This is a genomic window from Roseovarius marisflavi, from assembly GCF_900142625.1.
In the GTDB taxonomy this organism is placed as follows: domain Bacteria; phylum Pseudomonadota; class Alphaproteobacteria; order Rhodobacterales; family Rhodobacteraceae; genus Roseovarius; species Roseovarius marisflavi.
The window spans coordinates 1-15,628 of record NZ_FRBN01000004.1 but is presented as its reverse complement, the minus strand read 5'-3'; the positions used below and the strand labels follow the sequence as shown (position 1 = coordinate 15,628).

Annotated in this window: 14 protein-coding genes and 2 pseudogenes; 7 read left to right on the top strand and 9 right to left on the bottom strand. The window is 54.5% G+C overall.

Translation table 11 applies throughout. The annotated features are described in order from the left end of the window. Positions 1–358: 358 nt before the first annotated feature. The 4 genes from BUB78_RS21390 to BUB78_RS05295 all read right to left on the bottom strand — a co-directional run bounded on the left by BUB78_RS21390 (position 359) and on the right by BUB78_RS05295 (position 5,455). Positions 359–1,138, bottom strand: a complete 780-nt coding sequence (locus BUB78_RS21390; RefSeq protein ID WP_281248838.1) for a tetratricopeptide repeat protein — start codon at positions 1,136–1,138, stop codon at positions 359–361. Positions 1,139–3,012: 1,874 nt separating this feature from the next. Next, positions 3,013–3,636: a DUF1415 domain-containing protein gene (locus BUB78_RS05305; RefSeq protein WP_245813364.1), complete on the bottom strand. Its 624-nt coding sequence runs from the start codon at positions 3,634–3,636 to the stop codon at positions 3,013–3,015. A 222-nt stretch (positions 3,637–3,858) separates the two neighbouring features. Then, entirely contained in the window at positions 3,859–4,227 is a 369-nt protein-coding gene (locus BUB78_RS05300) for a hypothetical protein (protein WP_073195809.1), read from the bottom strand. A gap of 286 nt (positions 4,228–4,513) precedes the next feature. Then, positions 4,514–5,455 carry a carbon-nitrogen hydrolase family protein gene (locus BUB78_RS05295; RefSeq protein ID WP_073195807.1) on the bottom strand — a complete coding sequence of 314 codons (942 nt, stop codon included), beginning with the start codon at positions 5,453–5,455 and terminating at the stop codon, positions 4,514–4,516. A gap of 133 nt (positions 5,456–5,588) precedes the next feature. Between BUB78_RS05295 and BUB78_RS21095 the strand changes: the two genes are divergently transcribed. Then, a complete protein-coding gene (locus BUB78_RS21095) occupies positions 5,589–5,723 on the top strand; it encodes a hypothetical protein (RefSeq protein WP_425442133.1) in 135 nt (44 codons plus the stop codon). 606 nt (positions 5,724–6,329) lie between these two features. Further along, entirely contained in the window at positions 6,330–7,964 is a 1,635-nt protein-coding gene (locus tag BUB78_RS05290) for a hypothetical protein (protein WP_073195805.1), read from the top strand. Between the two features lie 214 nt (positions 7,965–8,178). On the opposite strand, the gene BUB78_RS05285 is transcribed toward BUB78_RS05290, so the two are convergent. Further along, complete coding sequence (locus tag BUB78_RS05285; protein WP_073195803.1) at positions 8,179–8,853, bottom strand: type 1 glutamine amidotransferase domain-containing protein; 675 nt, start codon at positions 8,851–8,853, stop codon at positions 8,179–8,181. Positions 8,854–8,891: 38 nt separating this feature from the next. Here BUB78_RS05285 and BUB78_RS20875 point away from each other — a divergent pair, with 38 nt between their 5' ends. Continuing rightward, the gene (locus BUB78_RS20875; protein ID WP_073195802.1) at positions 8,892–9,071 is read left to right on the top strand and encodes a hypothetical protein; all 180 of its coding nucleotides are present in this window, start codon (positions 8,892–8,894) and stop codon (positions 9,069–9,071) included. A gap of 29 nt (positions 9,072–9,100) precedes the next feature. Here the strand turns inward: BUB78_RS20875 and BUB78_RS05275 are convergent, their stop codons facing one another. Beyond that, entirely contained in the window at positions 9,101–9,598 is a 498-nt protein-coding gene (locus BUB78_RS05275; protein ID WP_073195800.1) for a lactoylglutathione lyase family protein, read from the bottom strand. Positions 9,599–9,700: 102 nt separating this feature from the next. On the opposite strand from BUB78_RS05275, the gene BUB78_RS05270 reads away from it, so the two are divergent. Then, the gene (locus BUB78_RS05270) at positions 9,701–10,600 is read left to right on the top strand and encodes a LysR family transcriptional regulator (protein WP_073195799.1); all 900 of its coding nucleotides are present in this window, start codon (positions 9,701–9,703) and stop codon (positions 10,598–10,600) included. A gap of 308 nt (positions 10,601–10,908) precedes the next feature. Here BUB78_RS05270 and BUB78_RS05265 read toward each other — a convergent pair whose 3' ends face one another. The 3 genes and pseudogenes from BUB78_RS05265 to BUB78_RS20635 all read right to left on the bottom strand — a co-directional run. Further along, positions 10,909–11,703: a 3-methyl-2-oxobutanoate hydroxymethyltransferase gene (locus tag BUB78_RS05265; protein ID WP_073195797.1), complete on the bottom strand. Its 795-nt coding sequence runs from the start codon at positions 11,701–11,703 to the stop codon at positions 10,909–10,911. Continuing rightward, positions 11,690–11,950, bottom strand: a pseudogene (locus BUB78_RS05260) (sterol desaturase family protein); the annotation flags it as partial. The gene BUB78_RS05265 and the pseudogene BUB78_RS05260, both read right to left, overlap by 14 nt. Positions 11,951–12,100: 150 nt before the next feature. Then, positions 12,101–12,268 (bottom strand): annotated as a pseudogene (locus BUB78_RS20635) (IS256 family transposase); the annotation flags it as partial. 442 nt (positions 12,269–12,710) lie between these two features. Here BUB78_RS20635 and BUB78_RS05255 point away from each other — a divergent pair. The 3 genes from BUB78_RS05255 to tnpB all read left to right on the top strand — a co-directional run. Beyond that, a complete protein-coding gene (locus BUB78_RS05255) occupies positions 12,711–14,720 on the top strand; it encodes a PAS domain S-box protein (protein ID WP_073195796.1) in 2,010 nt (669 codons plus the stop codon). 248 nt (positions 14,721–14,968) lie between these two features. Then, on the top strand, positions 14,969–15,355 hold the full coding sequence (locus tag BUB78_RS05250; protein ID WP_073195794.1) for a transposase: 387 nt from the start codon (positions 14,969–14,971) through the stop codon (positions 15,353–15,355). Beyond that, positions 15,352–15,628, top strand: a 277-nt coding sequence (tnpB, locus tag BUB78_RS05245; protein ID WP_139279256.1) for an IS66 family insertion sequence element accessory protein TnpB, incomplete at its 3' end; no start/stop codon positions are given. The genes BUB78_RS05250 and tnpB, both read left to right, overlap by 4 nt.

Sequence of the window (15,628 nt, the reverse complement as noted above, 5' to 3'; positions counted from 1 at the left end):
CACTTTCGAACTTTGACCACATTGTTTTTCGCAAGGAATCCCGTCGTTATCACCATCAGCGCGGGCGTACCCACATACACACCACTGGTAGACTGCTTCTTTGCAGCTTCTCACTTGCCCACAAGTTCGACCACAGGAGTAACTTTGGGCAAGTTGAAATTCCTTCAGGGTTGAGAGCGATGAATCCTGAGCATCAGCAATGTAGGGAAACACAGAAAGTGCAAAAAGCGCAGCGATTAGTTTAATCAGGCTCAAATTACATCTCCGAGAACAAACTGTGTGTAAGTTAGGGTTAGGTCTTGAACTTTAACGGCCTTCACTAGCCGTCACTGCCCAGCGTATTTGCTTTCGATATGCATCAATCGCAGTCGCTGTAGCCAGAAGACATGCACGCCCTGGCCCGTTGCGTTGCGTCAGCAATCTGTTCAGACGTCATCTGGCTTTCAGCTATATCGCGGTTTCCTGCTGCAAGTTCTTGGCCGTTGGCACTGGCGATATTCGACCACATATGCGCGAAGACCATGTCTTTCAGCACACCTTCGCCTTTGCCATACAAGACGCCGAGGTTGTACTGGGCTTTGGCATCGCCCTGATCGGCTGCGAGGCGATACCACCGCACAGCTTCAACGGCATCTTTCAGCACGCCCCTGCCGTAGTAATACATGAGGCCGAGGTTGTACTGGGCGTCGGCATTACCCTGCTCGGCTGCGAGGCGATACCACTGCGCAGCTTCAACGTCATCTTTCAGCACACCCTTGCCGGTCGCATACATCATGCCGAGGTTAATCTGGGCGCTGGCATCGCCCTGCTCGGCTGCGAGGCGATACAACCGTACAGCTTCAACGTCGTCTTTCGACACACCCCAGCCGTTGTCATACATGAGGCCGAGGTTGAATTGAGCGTCGGCATTACCCTGCTCAGCCAAGGGCTGCCATTCCTTAAGGGCTGTTGCGTAATCTCCCGCCTTAGCTGCATCTAACCCCTTTTGGAAATCTGCGGCGTAGGCAACCACACCAGCAAAAACGATAATAATTGCGGAAAGCGCGGCAAAGAAAATTCTAAGCATTAATAGCCCTCTTATGAGCAAGCGTAAAAATTCGAGAATGCATGTCTTGAGATAGTTGCGCAACCCGATCATGTTTGTAATTGGGATGGACAGAGCCAGACGGCGCACCACCGCCAGCGCCGTGAACGCGACAGACGCGCCAGCCTTGCTTAGAAGGGCATTGACTGCGTTCCCTGTACTCTTGGCCGTTGCGCGGCATCTGCGTTGTCTCTGGGCCTCTGAGTGGCGTCTAGGTTAGGGTTGCTAAGCAAACGAAACGCAAACTATGACTGAGACAAAAAATATGAATTCAATCAGTCCAGTGATTGCTATTGCTTCGTGCACAAATCTTCTCACCGGATTCAGTGATGCCGCTGCAACAAAACCTATCATGCCGCATATCATTAGCAAGAAGATCAATATTTCCATCTTGATAGTTTTCTAATCCGGTTTTTCCCTAAACACTCTAATTTTGAATTGTGACTGCGTTTGGGAGAAAGTTTGCCGACCGGATGAAATCCGAACTGGAGTATCACTCTACATTTGAGCTAATCGATTTCATTTCTAATATCTCGAGCCTCCCTGCTGAGAACTGTAACCAACCGCCGCAGTTCCTGCATCTGCTTAGTCCGCAGTCCATGCCTATAGTTCGGATGTGCTGAACCAGATGACGCTCCACCGCCAGCGCCATGCATGCGACAGACGCGCCAGCCGCGCACCGCAGGAGCCTTGCAACGCCCTCCGGTGCTCTTTGCTGTTGCGCAGCATCTGGGCGCATCTCTGAGCCTTTGGGTGGGGTCTATGGGGTTACCGTCACTTTTCACCGTCAACCCTCCCCCCGGTGCTGACATCGCCCGCGATTGCTTGAGGTGCAAAAGATTGGCTGAGGTAATGATGGTCCAGAATTAATTGAGTCTATTGACAATGCCTCATGATGTTCACCTTATGTACTGATGCTTTGGACGCGGAAAAGAACCCATATTGGTGGTACTTATAGCCCAGATCCAGATAGCGACTGGGTCATCCTGCGTGACGGTAAGGATGTCGGGCGCATTTCACGTGACTTCTATCCACAGAACGACTCCCTTCCGTGGTTGTGGAACACATGGGTTCACCCTGCCGAAGGAGGTCGAGTTGATACACTAGAAGAAGCACAAGAAGCAGTCAGGCAAAGCGTTTCGAGGGTGTTGAAGAGCGGGAAAGACGGCTAACGATCCATGCGGACTGAGTTTTCAAACTGACAACAACCAATGACCGTTTAGAGTGACAGAGCCGACATCTGAGGAAAGGCCTCAGATGACCGCTTAGAGCCTATTCTGTTGAAAAACTCCGCTACGCCAAAATCGCCTCGGAAACTTGGAACACTGTTCTCGTCACAGGCCAATTGACAAACGGTACTTCCAGAATGGCGTTTTAGCGGGACAATATTCTGCTGATCTTGCCCTTTCGAGCGATCAGGCGAGTTTTTCAACGGAATAAGCCCATAGCATTCATTCACTCACCAGGATCTTGAGCTCTATTTACCCACAGGCTTACGCTAACGTCAGGCTGCGACCGGGCACCCAACCGAACCAACTTGCGGAAGTTGGTCAGGTATTCCATACTTTGTTTGCGTGATCGGCTGGTGCAGGTTGGAATCGCGGACAGCTGTGCGGACAAACCGGCCTGATGCGAGTGCAGCACAATTCGCCGGACCCGCCCAATCAAGAAGGCAACAGTTTCGCGGCACTGCGGCAGGATTTCCCCGAAGCGGCCGTTCGCAATGGTCTGAAGGGCAGAAATCCAAACCGCTCGTTCGCCGCAGGCTTGTTCGATGTCTCCGGTGCGGGACTTTGCTGCCGCTCACCACAAAGTTGGGCCATAGCAATGCAACAAACCAGATGAGCCAAACTCTCTCTTAGTTTAAGCCGCCTTTGGACCCAGAAACCCTGACGACGGATGCGGTTACAAGACAATGCAAACAGTTTTTATATACCCCAGGGGCAGAGTGCTTCGACCTGTCGGCGACCAAGTTTATTCAATGTTTTTATGTTATCTATATAAATCTTCTCGGGGTCCAAAACGTGAGCGAGGACTTTAGTCATCTGATCTTGACGCAGAAGATGTATGGTTGGATAGGGTGAGCGATTAGTAAAGTGGCTAAGATCGTCTGCAGCCACACCCTCAAATTGATATTGAGGATGAAATGATGCTAATTGCACATGCTCTGTCAGCTCTGCTTTCTCCAATAGCTGCTGAAACCAATCGAGTAATGCGAGGTAATCACCGAACTCTTCTAGACCTTGGGTAAACATGAGCAAGCTAGTGGCAACGTCATTTTCGTTAGTCCCAAGCAGGCGCTGTAATTCATTCACATAGAACTGCTTTAGTTGTGCATCGGTGGTGGCATCACATATGGCATAATACACTTGGTCTCGGGCTATGACGCTAGAGGAAAATGGGCATAGATTTAATCCTACTACCATTTGTTCAAGCCATCGACGGGTGTTTTTTACCACGTCTTGATGAGCTATTGATAGCGTCTTAGGGTCAAACTTATTGATACGATAGATCCTTTCTTGTTTGACTAATTTAAAGCAAATTCTGCCCATACTTCCAACTTGTTTGCAAAAGCCAAAACCATCGACTCGGCGCAGTCACAACCGTCTATTGTGTCATACCATCCTTCGCCATTGGCAATCGGCCCTGACCTGCCTTTCATCCGTAGAACCGATGCCGCGCTGCGGCTGCACCAGACCGGCCATTCCTGCATTGTGCGGCATTTTGGAGGGTCGAAGGTCGGCAGTGCGGACAAAGTTGCCGTTGATGCAAAGCTAAATGGGTTTGAAATAGGCAATCTTTTCATAAATGACGCCATCGTTGCCAACCTTCAGAAGCGCCGAGCCCGCCACATCCGTGCCAACAAACTTCCACCACGCCCAGCGAAGAATATGCCCCTCCTGATCAGCCAAAAGCTCGTCTGAAACCTCGTAACGACCAGTCCCGCCAATTGAACGCATCCTATCCTCCCAGTTCAGAAGATACTCGGAGAACCGTTCTTTGGTGATGGGCTCGGATACCATTCCATCATACCATCGATAGTCTGGAGCCGCCGCGCGCATAGCGCGCTTGGGGTCCATCGACTGAACTCCCGCCAAGTATTCCTTGAGTAAGTCCATCCGCTTTGTAGGATAATCGGTCATGGTCGATAGGTTACGCGCATTGCGGAAATTGACCAAGCGTCCAGCTCGGACTCGGTGCAGTCGTTCAGTGCCCCGTCATCTGACGGCCGCTTCCGACCACCAAACGTCCGCTCTCCGAGCCATCCGTTTGAAAAGAGTGAAGCTTCGGCGTTCTAAGAACGGCGGCTTTCGGGAGACGGTTCAAGCTTGACCCGCTGCAGCGCCGCATGACGGCGTCGAACCAAACACGACATTTGGTTTCTGGCGAATGCAACACAAGCCTTAAGGGCGACACGCGCTCGCTATTTCAGTTCTCGCGCTCGAACTTGACCGGTGACAACTTACTTTTGTTGACGGAGAGCTGAAAAATATCCGGCCTTGAATAATGACCCATCACGTCGAACGCTCGTCGCGCCTCCCGGACTTGCCCAACATCAATATCAGCCGTCAAGAAACCTTTCTTCTGCGGCATCGGACCTGCAATGACATCGCCCATAGGGTCGCAGATAATTCCATTGCCACCGGCGACCCAGCCATCATCTCCCGCGTATTCTGCATAGGATGGAAGGTCCTTAGGGATGTCTGATCTTTCGACCGTGGGTGCCACCCCCACGACAAAGCAAGACCCCTCCCGACCGACAAGCTGCATGGCAGCATGCCAGACATTGTTTTCGGCAGCAGTTGGGGCGCAGTAAATCTCAACATTCTGTGCATAGACCGCCGCGCGGGCGAGCGGCATGTAGTTTTCCCAACACAGAAGGCCACCGACACGTCCGACAGCCGTTTCCACAACGTTGATGCCGCTGGCATCACCGAACCCCCAGACCATGCGTTCAGGGTTAGTTGGCATTACCTTCCTGTGAACGTTCAGTATTTCGCCTGTGGCGTCGACAATTACCATCGTGTTGTAGAGAGTGCTGGCACTCATTTCGCTTTCGCGTTCATTGATGCCTATAACGACCACGATGCCATGCTCTCGAGCGGCGTAACATACTGGTTTTAAGTCATCCTTGGAGAGATCAACGGAATTTTCAAACATCCTTCGGTAAATGTCGCTCAACCCGCCAAAGCCATTCTCGGGAAGATTGTTCCAAACGAGGATCGGATAACCAGACAGCCATGCTTCAGAAAAAACAAGGCATTCAATTCCGTCTGATGCAGCCTCTTCAATGATTTCAACGGCTCGTTCCAAGCATTTCGCTAGGTCGTAGTAAACAGGCGGATACTGAACTGCGGCTACTTTTGTCATATTGCCCTCCGATCTTGTTCCAGTCCCGATAATTGCAGAGATTTCGGCTTCAGCAAAGGGCAAGCCGCTTCTGTTCTTGAGGATTGCGGGCAAAGTTCAAGCGCGGGCAGTGAAGATTGACTATCGGTAGAGCATGTTCTCGAAGCTGGTGAAAGCCTCTTTCCGCCGCATCGTCACGCGGTATGAGAAAACATCACGCAACTTTCTGGCAATGATCAAACTGGCCTCGGTCCGCCTGTGGATCGAGTTTTATGAGTCGGCTGCCTAATAAGGGCCTCGAGTAGCGCCAAATTTTCTTAAAAGAAAAAACGGTGACCTCAGGAGGCGAGGCCACCGATTATTGAATGGTTCGCCACGGGAGGAGGTGCAGCGAACCTTTTCAGTTGGCAACTTGCTCTCGGGAGGAGGTGAAAGCGTGCTGCAAATTTATGTCGGGGTCTCTGGGAGGAGAAAGTCCGCCATAAAAATCTTATGCTTCATTGACCGAACGATATGCTGCGTTGCGGCAATGGGAGGCGCCGCGGTGCGGCGACACTACCTGAGATGCGCCACAATTTCCTGCGCTTTACGGAGCTGTTGGGTGAAAATTGTGCTTAATGTGTATAAAGCTGCATGATGGAATAGCTACGGAGCTAGAAGCGGATCTAGCCGTAGTGCCAATGCGAGACTTCGCGGCTGGGAAGCATTTCAAGAATTGAGATGACGGCCCAAATCCGACATAGACCGAAGTGTCCGTCGCTGCGGTGCAGCTTCACCAGAGCGGCCATTCGTGCGTAGTGCAGCATTCTGCAATGTTCGAGGCCTATGGGCATGGGCTGGGCAGACTGAGCCTCGAGTTTGTGATATCGTTGTTAAACCAACGAGGAGTATTTCCATGTCAGATTATTTCAACTTGGGTAGCTACAGGCGTCCAGCGAGTGATGTTCCTATTGCACAAACCTGGTTTGACCGCGGCCTGGTCTGGCTGTTCGCTTACAATCATGAAGAGGCCATTGTGTGTTTCGAAAAGGCGCTGGTGGCCGATCCGGCCTGCGCTTTGGCTCACTGGGGGATCGCCTATGCCATCGGTCCGAATTACAACAAGCCGTGGGAGTTTTTTACGCCAGAGGAGAAAGCACCGGCCCTGGAACGCGCACATACAGCGCTTAAAGCGGGCCTCGCGCTCGAAAACGCCAAGCCGGTGGAGCGCGCCCTGATCCAAGCGCTTGCGTCGCGCTACCCTACTGATCCGGAAATCGAAGATTACCAGCCCTTCAATGACGGGTTCGCAGCCGCAATGAAACCGGTTTACGAGGCTAATCCCGATGATCTGGATATCGCCTTTGCCTATGCTGAAGCGATGATGAACCGAACCCCTTGGCAGCTTTGGGACTTTCATAGGGGCGTTCCCAACCCTGATGCCTCGACGCCCGAGGCGATGGCCGTGCTTGAGCGGGCTTTCGACCAAACCTCCGGGGCCTGGGACCATCCCGGCTTGCTGCACATGTATATCCACCTGATGGAGATGTCGCCGCATCCTGAACGCGCCCTGCGCCACGGCGACCGCCTGAAGGACTTGGTCGCTGATGCCGGCCACCTCGTGCATATGGCGACCCATATCGATGTGCTGTGCGGTGAATACCAGAACGTCCTCGACAGAAATCTTGCGGCCGCCAGAGTAGATGAAAAATTCAAGGCCTACGCTGGTCCGGCAAATTTCTACGCGCTCTATCGGATTCACAATCTGCATTTCGCCTTCTATGGCGCAATGTTTCTTGGCCAGAAGGCCGCGGCGGTCGATGCAGCCATACGTCTGCGTGAAGAAGTTCCCGACGAGGTCGTCCGCTCTTACCCAGATATCTTCGAGACCTTTGTGGCCGCTGCACCGCACGTCTATATCCGCTTCGGTATGTGGTCCGAGATACTTGATCTCGCTCAACCCGAAGACAAGGAACTGTATGTGACCACCAACGCCCTGATCTATTATGCCAAGGCGGTGGCGCTTGCTAATCTCGGCCGACACGAAGAAGCCAAAGCAGCAATGGCGAATTTCACCTCGGCCTATGCGAAGGTCCCTGAAAGCCGGATGCTGTTCAACAATAAGGCGCGCGATGTGCTTGCCGTGGCCGAAGAGATGATGAAAGGCGAGATCGCCTTCAAGGCAGGCCGTCGCGAGGAAGGGCTGGACCATCTTCGCAAGGCGGTCGATCTGGACGACAATCTGGAATACGAAGAACCTTGGTCTTGGCCGCAGCCCACGCGTCACGCTTTGGGCGCACTGCTCATGGAGGCAGGCGAATATAACGAGGCCGAAGCAGCCTATCGCGCGGATCTGGGCCTGGATGGCAAACTACCGCGTCCGAGCCAGCACCCCCGTAACGTCTGGGCGCTGCACGGCTTGCACGAGTGTCTGGCAAGACGCGGCGAGAGTGTGGAACTGCCGCATGTGAAGCTCTTGCTTGATCAGGCTATTGCGCGCGCTGATATCCCGATCCGTGCAAGTTGCCTGTGCCGCGCCGCCGCAGCCTGAATACGAAAATCATCCAGTGCGCTGCTTTTCTTAACGGCGCAAGCCACTTGTGATACCGGCAAAAAAGATGCACCAGCGTTGCGCCTGTATTCCAATTCAATTGTCCTTTTTTGCGTGCACTTCGATCATGTAGCCATCGATCCTGCCTGTATGACACGAAATTATCTGCTGCGGGATCGGTGCAGCTATTTCGTTACTGCCCCGATCGAATTTTTCACAGCAACGAGAGCAGCTTGCGCGCGGCCTCTTCGGAGGAGGCCGGGTTCTGGCCGGTGACAAGCTTGCCATCGACCACCACGAAGGACCCCCAATCGGGGCCTTTCTGATAGGTGGCCCCATTGGCACCCAGCATGTCCTCGACCAGAAACGGCACGATGTCGGTCAGGCCAACGGCGTCTTCCTCGGTATTGGTAAAGCCGGTCACTTTGCGACCCGACACAAGTGGCTTGCCATCTGCGCCCTTGGGATGCTTGAACACTGCCGGGGCGTGACAGACCGCGCCGATGGGGCGGTCGCTTGCGGCAAAGGTCTCGATCAGCTTGGCACTGTCGCCGTCCTCGGCCAGATCCCAGAGCGGGCCGTGACCGCCGGGGTAAAAGATCGCGTCAAACTCGTCCGCCGAAATTTCCGACAGCACGGCGGTCTGCGCCAACTCTTTTTGCGCCGCCTCATCGCCCTTGAAGCGTTTGGTGGCCTCGGTCTGGGCGTCATCCGCGTCACTGTTTGGGTCAAGCGGCGGCTGGCCGCCCTTGGGCGAAGCCAGCGTGATCTCGGCACCTGCGTCCTTGAAGACATAATAGGGGGCCGCGAATTCTTCGAGCCAGAAACCGGTCTTCTTGCCAGTGTCGCCCAGTTGATTATGAGATGTGAGAACCATTAGAATTTTCATTGGTATCTTCCTTTTTATTTTGGTGTTCAGGTTGTCAGGTGGATGACGCGCTTGCCAAAAGCCTCGCCCCTCAGCAGGTCCCCGACATCAAGGCGCAGCGTCTTGTCGTCGGGTTCGCCCTTGGGGCGCTCGGCCAGAACGAACCTGCGGTGCTGGATTGCGTCATGCGGCGTCCTTTTCTGATCATACCTGCGGTCTGTCGGTTAGGGGAGGGGTGACACCTTTGCGGCGTCGCAGATGTGCGGGATCAAGTATAGGCGCCAGCCGAATAGGTTAGCTCATAACTATGGCTGTAAAGTTCAAAGACGATGCCGAACGGATCTTCGACATAGACCATCCGATAGGGCTTTTCATCGGGAAAGTATTCCCGGACCGGCATCCGCTGTTTTCCGCCTGCGGCGACGATTTTAGCAAGCAGACCTTCAAGGTCGGGATCTTGAATTGCAAAGTGGAAGGTGCCGTGCTGGCGAAAGGACAGGTTGTCCTGTGGGGCATGGTTGCCGTCGAACTCGAACAGCTCGAAGCCGATACGATCGGCCGTTGCCAGATGCGCGATGCGCAGGCGTGTCCAGCCGGGGCCGAACACATCGGTGCACATCTTGCCGATATCGCTATCGTCCTCGATCACCTCGGTGGGGGGCATGATGGTGTAGAACCCAAAAACCTCGGTGTAGAATTTCACTGCGCCGTCAAGGTCGGGCACCGAGAGGCCGATATGGGAAAATGTGCGGGGTGTCGGAAGCATGGTGATATCCTTGTCCTGTCTGGTTGGGACAGAGATAGGTGGCGAGCGACGATTATTAAAATAATCATTTCAATCTGGTTTGATAACAAATAGTAATGACTCATGCTGAACGCTCAATGGTTGGAAACCTTCACCGTGCTGTGTGACATCGGGCATTTCACCCGTGCCGCCAACCGTCTGGGGATGACCCAGCCCGGCGTGTCACAGCATTTGCGCAAACTTGAGGATCAGGTTGGCCAAGCCCTGATTTCGCGTCAGGGCAAGCGCTTTAGCGTGACACCGGCTGGCGAGGCTGTGCTTGCCTTGGGGCGCGCGCGGCGCATCGAGGAAAAGGCCTTGCAAGAGACGATCCTGCGCGACGATCCTGCTGTCGGACGTGTGGTGGTTGGCTGTTCCGGAAGCTTCGCGATGGTGCTCTATTCGCATCTTTTTGCGGCAATGCGCGCCTCTCCTGACCTGACCATACATCTTGAGGCCACCCCGCAGGACAGCGTTCTGTCCGGTGTGCTTGAGGGCCGGTTTGATATTGGCATTGTTGACCACAAACCGCGGCAGCCGCGCCTTGATGCGCAGTATTTGGGGAAAGAAGAACTATGCTTGGTGCTACCGCCCGATGCGGTGACATCGCCGATCAGTTTCGAGGCACTTGAAGGCCTTGGCTTTGTTGCGCACCCTGATGGGTTTACCTACGCGGAAGAGCTATTCTCGCTGAACTTCCCTGATCAATTCAAGGGGGCACAACATTTGCGGATCCGCACATTCGTGAACCAGATCAGCCAGATACCGGCGCCCGTCGCGCATGGCATAGGCTACACGCTGCTGCCGCGCAGTGGCGTTATTTCATACCCCGGCAAAGACAAGCTGTGCGTTTTGCGGCTTCCCAAAAGTCACCATCATGACCTTTGGATGATTTTTCAACGTGGCCGCGCGCTGCCCGCGCGGGTCGCACGTATCTCAGATATGATCAAATCCATCACCTCGGATCTTGAGGCAGGTGGTTAGCTCGGCTTCCCCGGGCGAGGAATGGCTCAACATCTCGGGATCCACTGATGAGGATCTCCATAGACAGCACGAAGTCCTAGAGAAATTGCGTGGATGCGATGGGGATGCATTCCGGCGCCGCAGATGTTCGGGTGCTCAAACCTCCCAATGCGGACCTTCGAGCCTGCCGCGGCGAAGGGTAACTTCGAGCCCTCTTTACCGATTTTCTGCCTCGCAGCGAATGTCTGGAAACGGGAAATCAATACAATGGCATTCGGACGCCCACCTGAAAGCAATCCTCTGCATGGCTTCCGTCGCTGCAATCCGCTCTAATCTTTCCAAAGCTGCGCCAGCACCGCATCGTCCGTGGCCACCGATTGCACATCGTTCGGGAAAACCCCGCCACGCACATCTGCGATATATTCGCCATACGCCGCGATGCGTTCGTCTTGCATCCGGTCGCGTTCGGCGGCGAAATTGCGATAAGTCTTGGCGTGGCGCGGAATATGGCCGCGATTTTCTCCCAGCAGGTCAGCGGAAAACAAGTATTGTGCATCGCAGCCGGCACCAGAACCGAGCGAAATCGTCAGCATCTTCGAGCGCTTTGTTATCTCGGTCGCAAGGGCGGCGGGGATGACTTCCATCTCAACGGCAAAGGCACCGGCGGACTCAAAATTCTGCACCTGTTGCCAGATCATGCGGGCCTGTTCGACCGTCTTGCCTACGGCCTTAAATCCGCCCGTCCATGTGGCCTTGGGCGGGACCAAGCCGACATGGCAGATGACTGGCACACCCTCAACGGCCAGCGCCTCAACGATCTTGGGGCTACACCCACAATAGACCGATTGCGCGCCTGCCATCATAGCCGCCATCGCATCGCGCAGCGCTTCGGTTGAATCCGCGTGTTTGCCCCAAGGCAGACCAAACTGGAAATGTGTGTCGGGGACCGCCCGTGCAAAATGTGCGCGGTCGGGCACAAAGGCCGTTCCGATCATATCCATGCCCGCGGCAGAGGCGGCGACCGCTTCCTCCTCGCTTGCGACCTGAACATAGGCGATGGTGCGATTACCCTTGGCTTCCCGCAGGTCCTTGACCGTCATGCCACCCATATCATTTGGCTCCATTCGTAAATTTCTTGCGTCGTTTGCGGATTTTGGTGTCCGATTCAACGGTGCCGTCATGGAATGATCCAAACCACTTGTCCCACGGCAACTCGAGCGATCCGTAGTTACATTCGAAATAGCGATGATGCATCTGGTGGTGGAACGTGCCGAGCTTCAACCGGTTCTTATCCTTGATCACCATTCCTTCAAACCCTGTGTGGGTCGTGGCGGCGGTCAACGCATAGTATTGCAAATGGAACAGGATATTCGAGCCCTGATTGATCACCTCGCGGCACAATTCTGATTGGTCCCGTGCAAGTTGAGATTGAACAGGCGAAGGTCAACGCGACGATCTGGCGATACCCAATATCAATTGCCGTCGAGTATTGGTGTTGGACACATTTGAAATGTGTCGCTATCGGACATCGTCCGTTTTGTCGGATGCATAGGCCTCCAGCAGAACAGCGAGTTCGGCCTCGACGGCTTGCTCAATCAAACGCTGCGCGCCGGATCGTAAAAGTTCTGTCAGAGGGTCAGGCGAAAATCCCTGTGGATCGGGCAGTTGGGTAATGGTATTTGTCGTCATGTGGCATATCCTTTTCTCAGATGAGAATTGCGGCGCGTGAACAACGCCATGATATGCCGCCCCTCAGGGGCCATCACCAACTTTTAGCTATATCTCCTGCCGCAACGCGAAGGTCCGCTCTGACCAGTCCCACAGTTCCGCGCCATGACCGCTTTGGGGCTGACTGCGGTCATCTGGGGGACCGCTCAGGTGCCAAAACGCTCCAGTATCGCGTGCTGCACCGCCGCAAGTCGGCTTAGAGCCCGGAGCCGACAGGCTAGCAAGTTGCGGCATCCCTTGGCTCAGAGACGAAGACTTGAGGCTGACAATGTTCGATTTTACGATGGGTCGAGACGTCCTGTTCGCGAAAACCTGACCGCGCACCGTTCACAACGATTCGTTGCATGTCAGGGAAAAATTCAGCAGAGTTATGAAGTTTCAATTGCAATGAGCTTGTCGCGAAATGGCGTCTTCAAAGAATCCTAAGTTCGATAGCAGCAAAACTCGTGAGATCTACGATGTTGTTCAAAGTTTCATTGGCCTCATCTCGACTGACGGAATTTTGCTAGATGCAAACAAGAGCGCCCTTGATTTCATTGATGCTGACCTTGAGGACGTGATCGGCATGCCATTTTGGGACACCCCATGGTGGCTTGGCTGCGAGGTGTCGCGAACCGCTCTTAAAGAGGCCATCCGCCGGGGCGTATCAGGCGAGGTATCGCGCTTCGAGGCCCAGCTGGCCAATCGAGAAGGCAGAACCATCCATGCCGATTTTTCTCTTTCACCGATCCGAAATGATGCTGGGGAGGTGATCTTCCTGGCACCCGAGGCTCGTGACATTACAGAGATAAGAAAGTCTAGGGCCGCCCTTCTAGAGACCAAAGCGCGCCTGGGCCTGGCCTACGATGCGGCGGACATTGGGGCATGGGACCTCGATCTGAAGACTAAGGATCTTTACTGGAACGATCAGCAGTTCAGGTTATTCGATGTGCCGAGGGGCTCCGAAAAGTTAGACTTCGAAACGGCAATCGCCCGAGTTCATCCAGACGATGTTGATCGCGTCGTGAAGACGACCCTTTCTGCCATCAGAGACAACCGGCCGTATCGGGACGAGTTTCGCGTGGTTCACCGAAACGGCGAAGTCCGATGGCTCGTTGGCCATGGCCGACCGCTTCGCCATGACAGCGATGGTAAGCCGCAGGCCATGACCGGTATAAATTATGACATTACCGAGAGAAAGGCCGCAGAGCTTCAGCTGGCAAGTGTCAATGAAGAACTAGAAGCGCGTGTTGCTGAGCGAACGCATGAGTTGGAGCGAGAGATGCAAGAGCGTCAGAGGGCTCGCGAGGCGCTCGCGCACTCTCAGCGACTGGAAGCCGTCGGGCAACTCGCGGGCGGTGTAGCGCACGATTTCAATAACCTTTTGACGATTATCGGTGGAAACCTCGAGCTTATTGCGGCGAAGCTGTCGGATCCGCGCTTGGCGGGAATGATCGAGGATGCGCAAAGCGCTGTCGAGGCGGGCGCAAATCTCAATATGCGCCTTCTGTCGTTTGCGCAGAAAAGAGCGCACAACGCCGCGAACATCTCGATCAACGAGAAGGTGGAATTTGTGCGGTCGTTCCTGGCGAGAACGCTCGACGAGAACATCGTGCTGATAACAGAGCTCGATAGCGATACCTATACGGCTTTCGTCGACCCTGGTGAGTTTGATAGCGCGCTCTTGAATCTCGTCATTAATGCGCGCGACGCCATGCCTTCAGGCGGTGAGATTCGCATTGTGACGGGGAATAAGACTTTTGATTGTGATGATTTGAAGAGTGATCCGTCGTTGAAGACGGGCCGATATGTCAGGCTTTCTGTGTCAGATACCGGGATCGGCATGTCGCGGGGTATTTTGGAGCAGGCGATGACTCCGTTCTTCACGACGAAGGAAATTGGAAAAGGAAGCGGTCTTGGCCTGAGCTCGGTGTTTGGCTTTGCCAAGCAGTCCGGCGGCTTTGTCACAATCGAGAGTCGCGAGGGAATTGGGACGACGGTGAGTGTTTACTTACCATGTGCTGACCCGCCACCGATTGAAACCGTGCCAGCCGCTTCCAAGGCGCAGATGCCTTTCGGACAGCGGGAAGTCGTTCTGGCGGTTGAGGATGATGAAGCGGTCCTGAAGCTGACACGCCAACGTTTGCAGGCACTTGGGTATAGCGTCCTCGAAGCAAAGGGCGTGGCCGAGGCGATTGAAACGCTCGAAAGCGGATCACCCGCGTCGCTTGTGTTTTCCGACATCAAGATGCCCGGAGCGTTGACGGGATACGACCTGGCGGCATGGATAAAGGAGCACCGACCCCATATCAGGATACTCCTCACATCGGGCTACTTCGAGTTCTCGGAGGTGGATGATCATTCTCTCGATATTCTTGGTAAGCCGTATTCGATAAATGACCTTGCGAGCTCTTTGAAAGACGCGCTGCGTTAACTCGGAAGCATGAAACGTTGTATGGTTCCTGTAGAACAACAGACGCGCCGCCTAACCAGGGGCGCAGTCATCTCTCGCCCTTTTGTGCCGCCAAGCATTGAACAGCAAAGAGGCCCGCAACTCGGATACCGGTGCATGAAATCATGCTGAGATACGAATGGACGGTAAGCGGTGCGCCGCTCCCACACTTACGGCATGACGCCTGATCTGCGATTCAGAGGCTTCTTTGATTTGTGGGGAGTTTCTCGATGGTAGCTACAAGCGAGTTTCTGGCAAGGGTGCCGCGCCGGGCGGACGGCAAGCGGAGTTGGCCGCCGGAGTTGAAGGCTCGGATCGTGGCGGAGACTCTGATTGAAGGCGAGACGGTCAATGCGGTTGCGAAACGGTATGAGTTGATCCCCAGCACGGTGTCTGATTGGCGGCGGATGGCGCGGCAGGGCAAACTGGTTCTGCCAAATTTGAACGGCATAGATTTTGTGCCTGTTGAGGTTGAGGCCTCTGTGCCAGTTGCCCAGCCTTTGCCCAACCCTTTCTCCAATACGCTGGATGTGATCAAGGGCGACATCACCGTTCGTCTTGATGCGGCAACGCCAGCGGCTCGGATCGCCGAGATTGCGCGGGCTTTGACACCGTGATCACGCCATCCCACAAGGTGCGGATTTTTGTGGCCAGTGATCCGGTGGACTTCCGCAAGGGCCATGATGGTCTGGCCGCTTTGGTGCAGAGCCACCTGCGCCAGAAGCCGTTTGATGGGTCGGTCTATGTGTTCCGGGCCAAGCGCGCGGATCGGCTGAAGCTGATCTACTGGGACGGTAGCGGGTTGGTGATGGCCTACAAACGGCTCGAAGATAACAGCTTCACATGGCCCGCGGTCAAGAACGGGGTGATGCGCCTGGAACCGGCCCAGT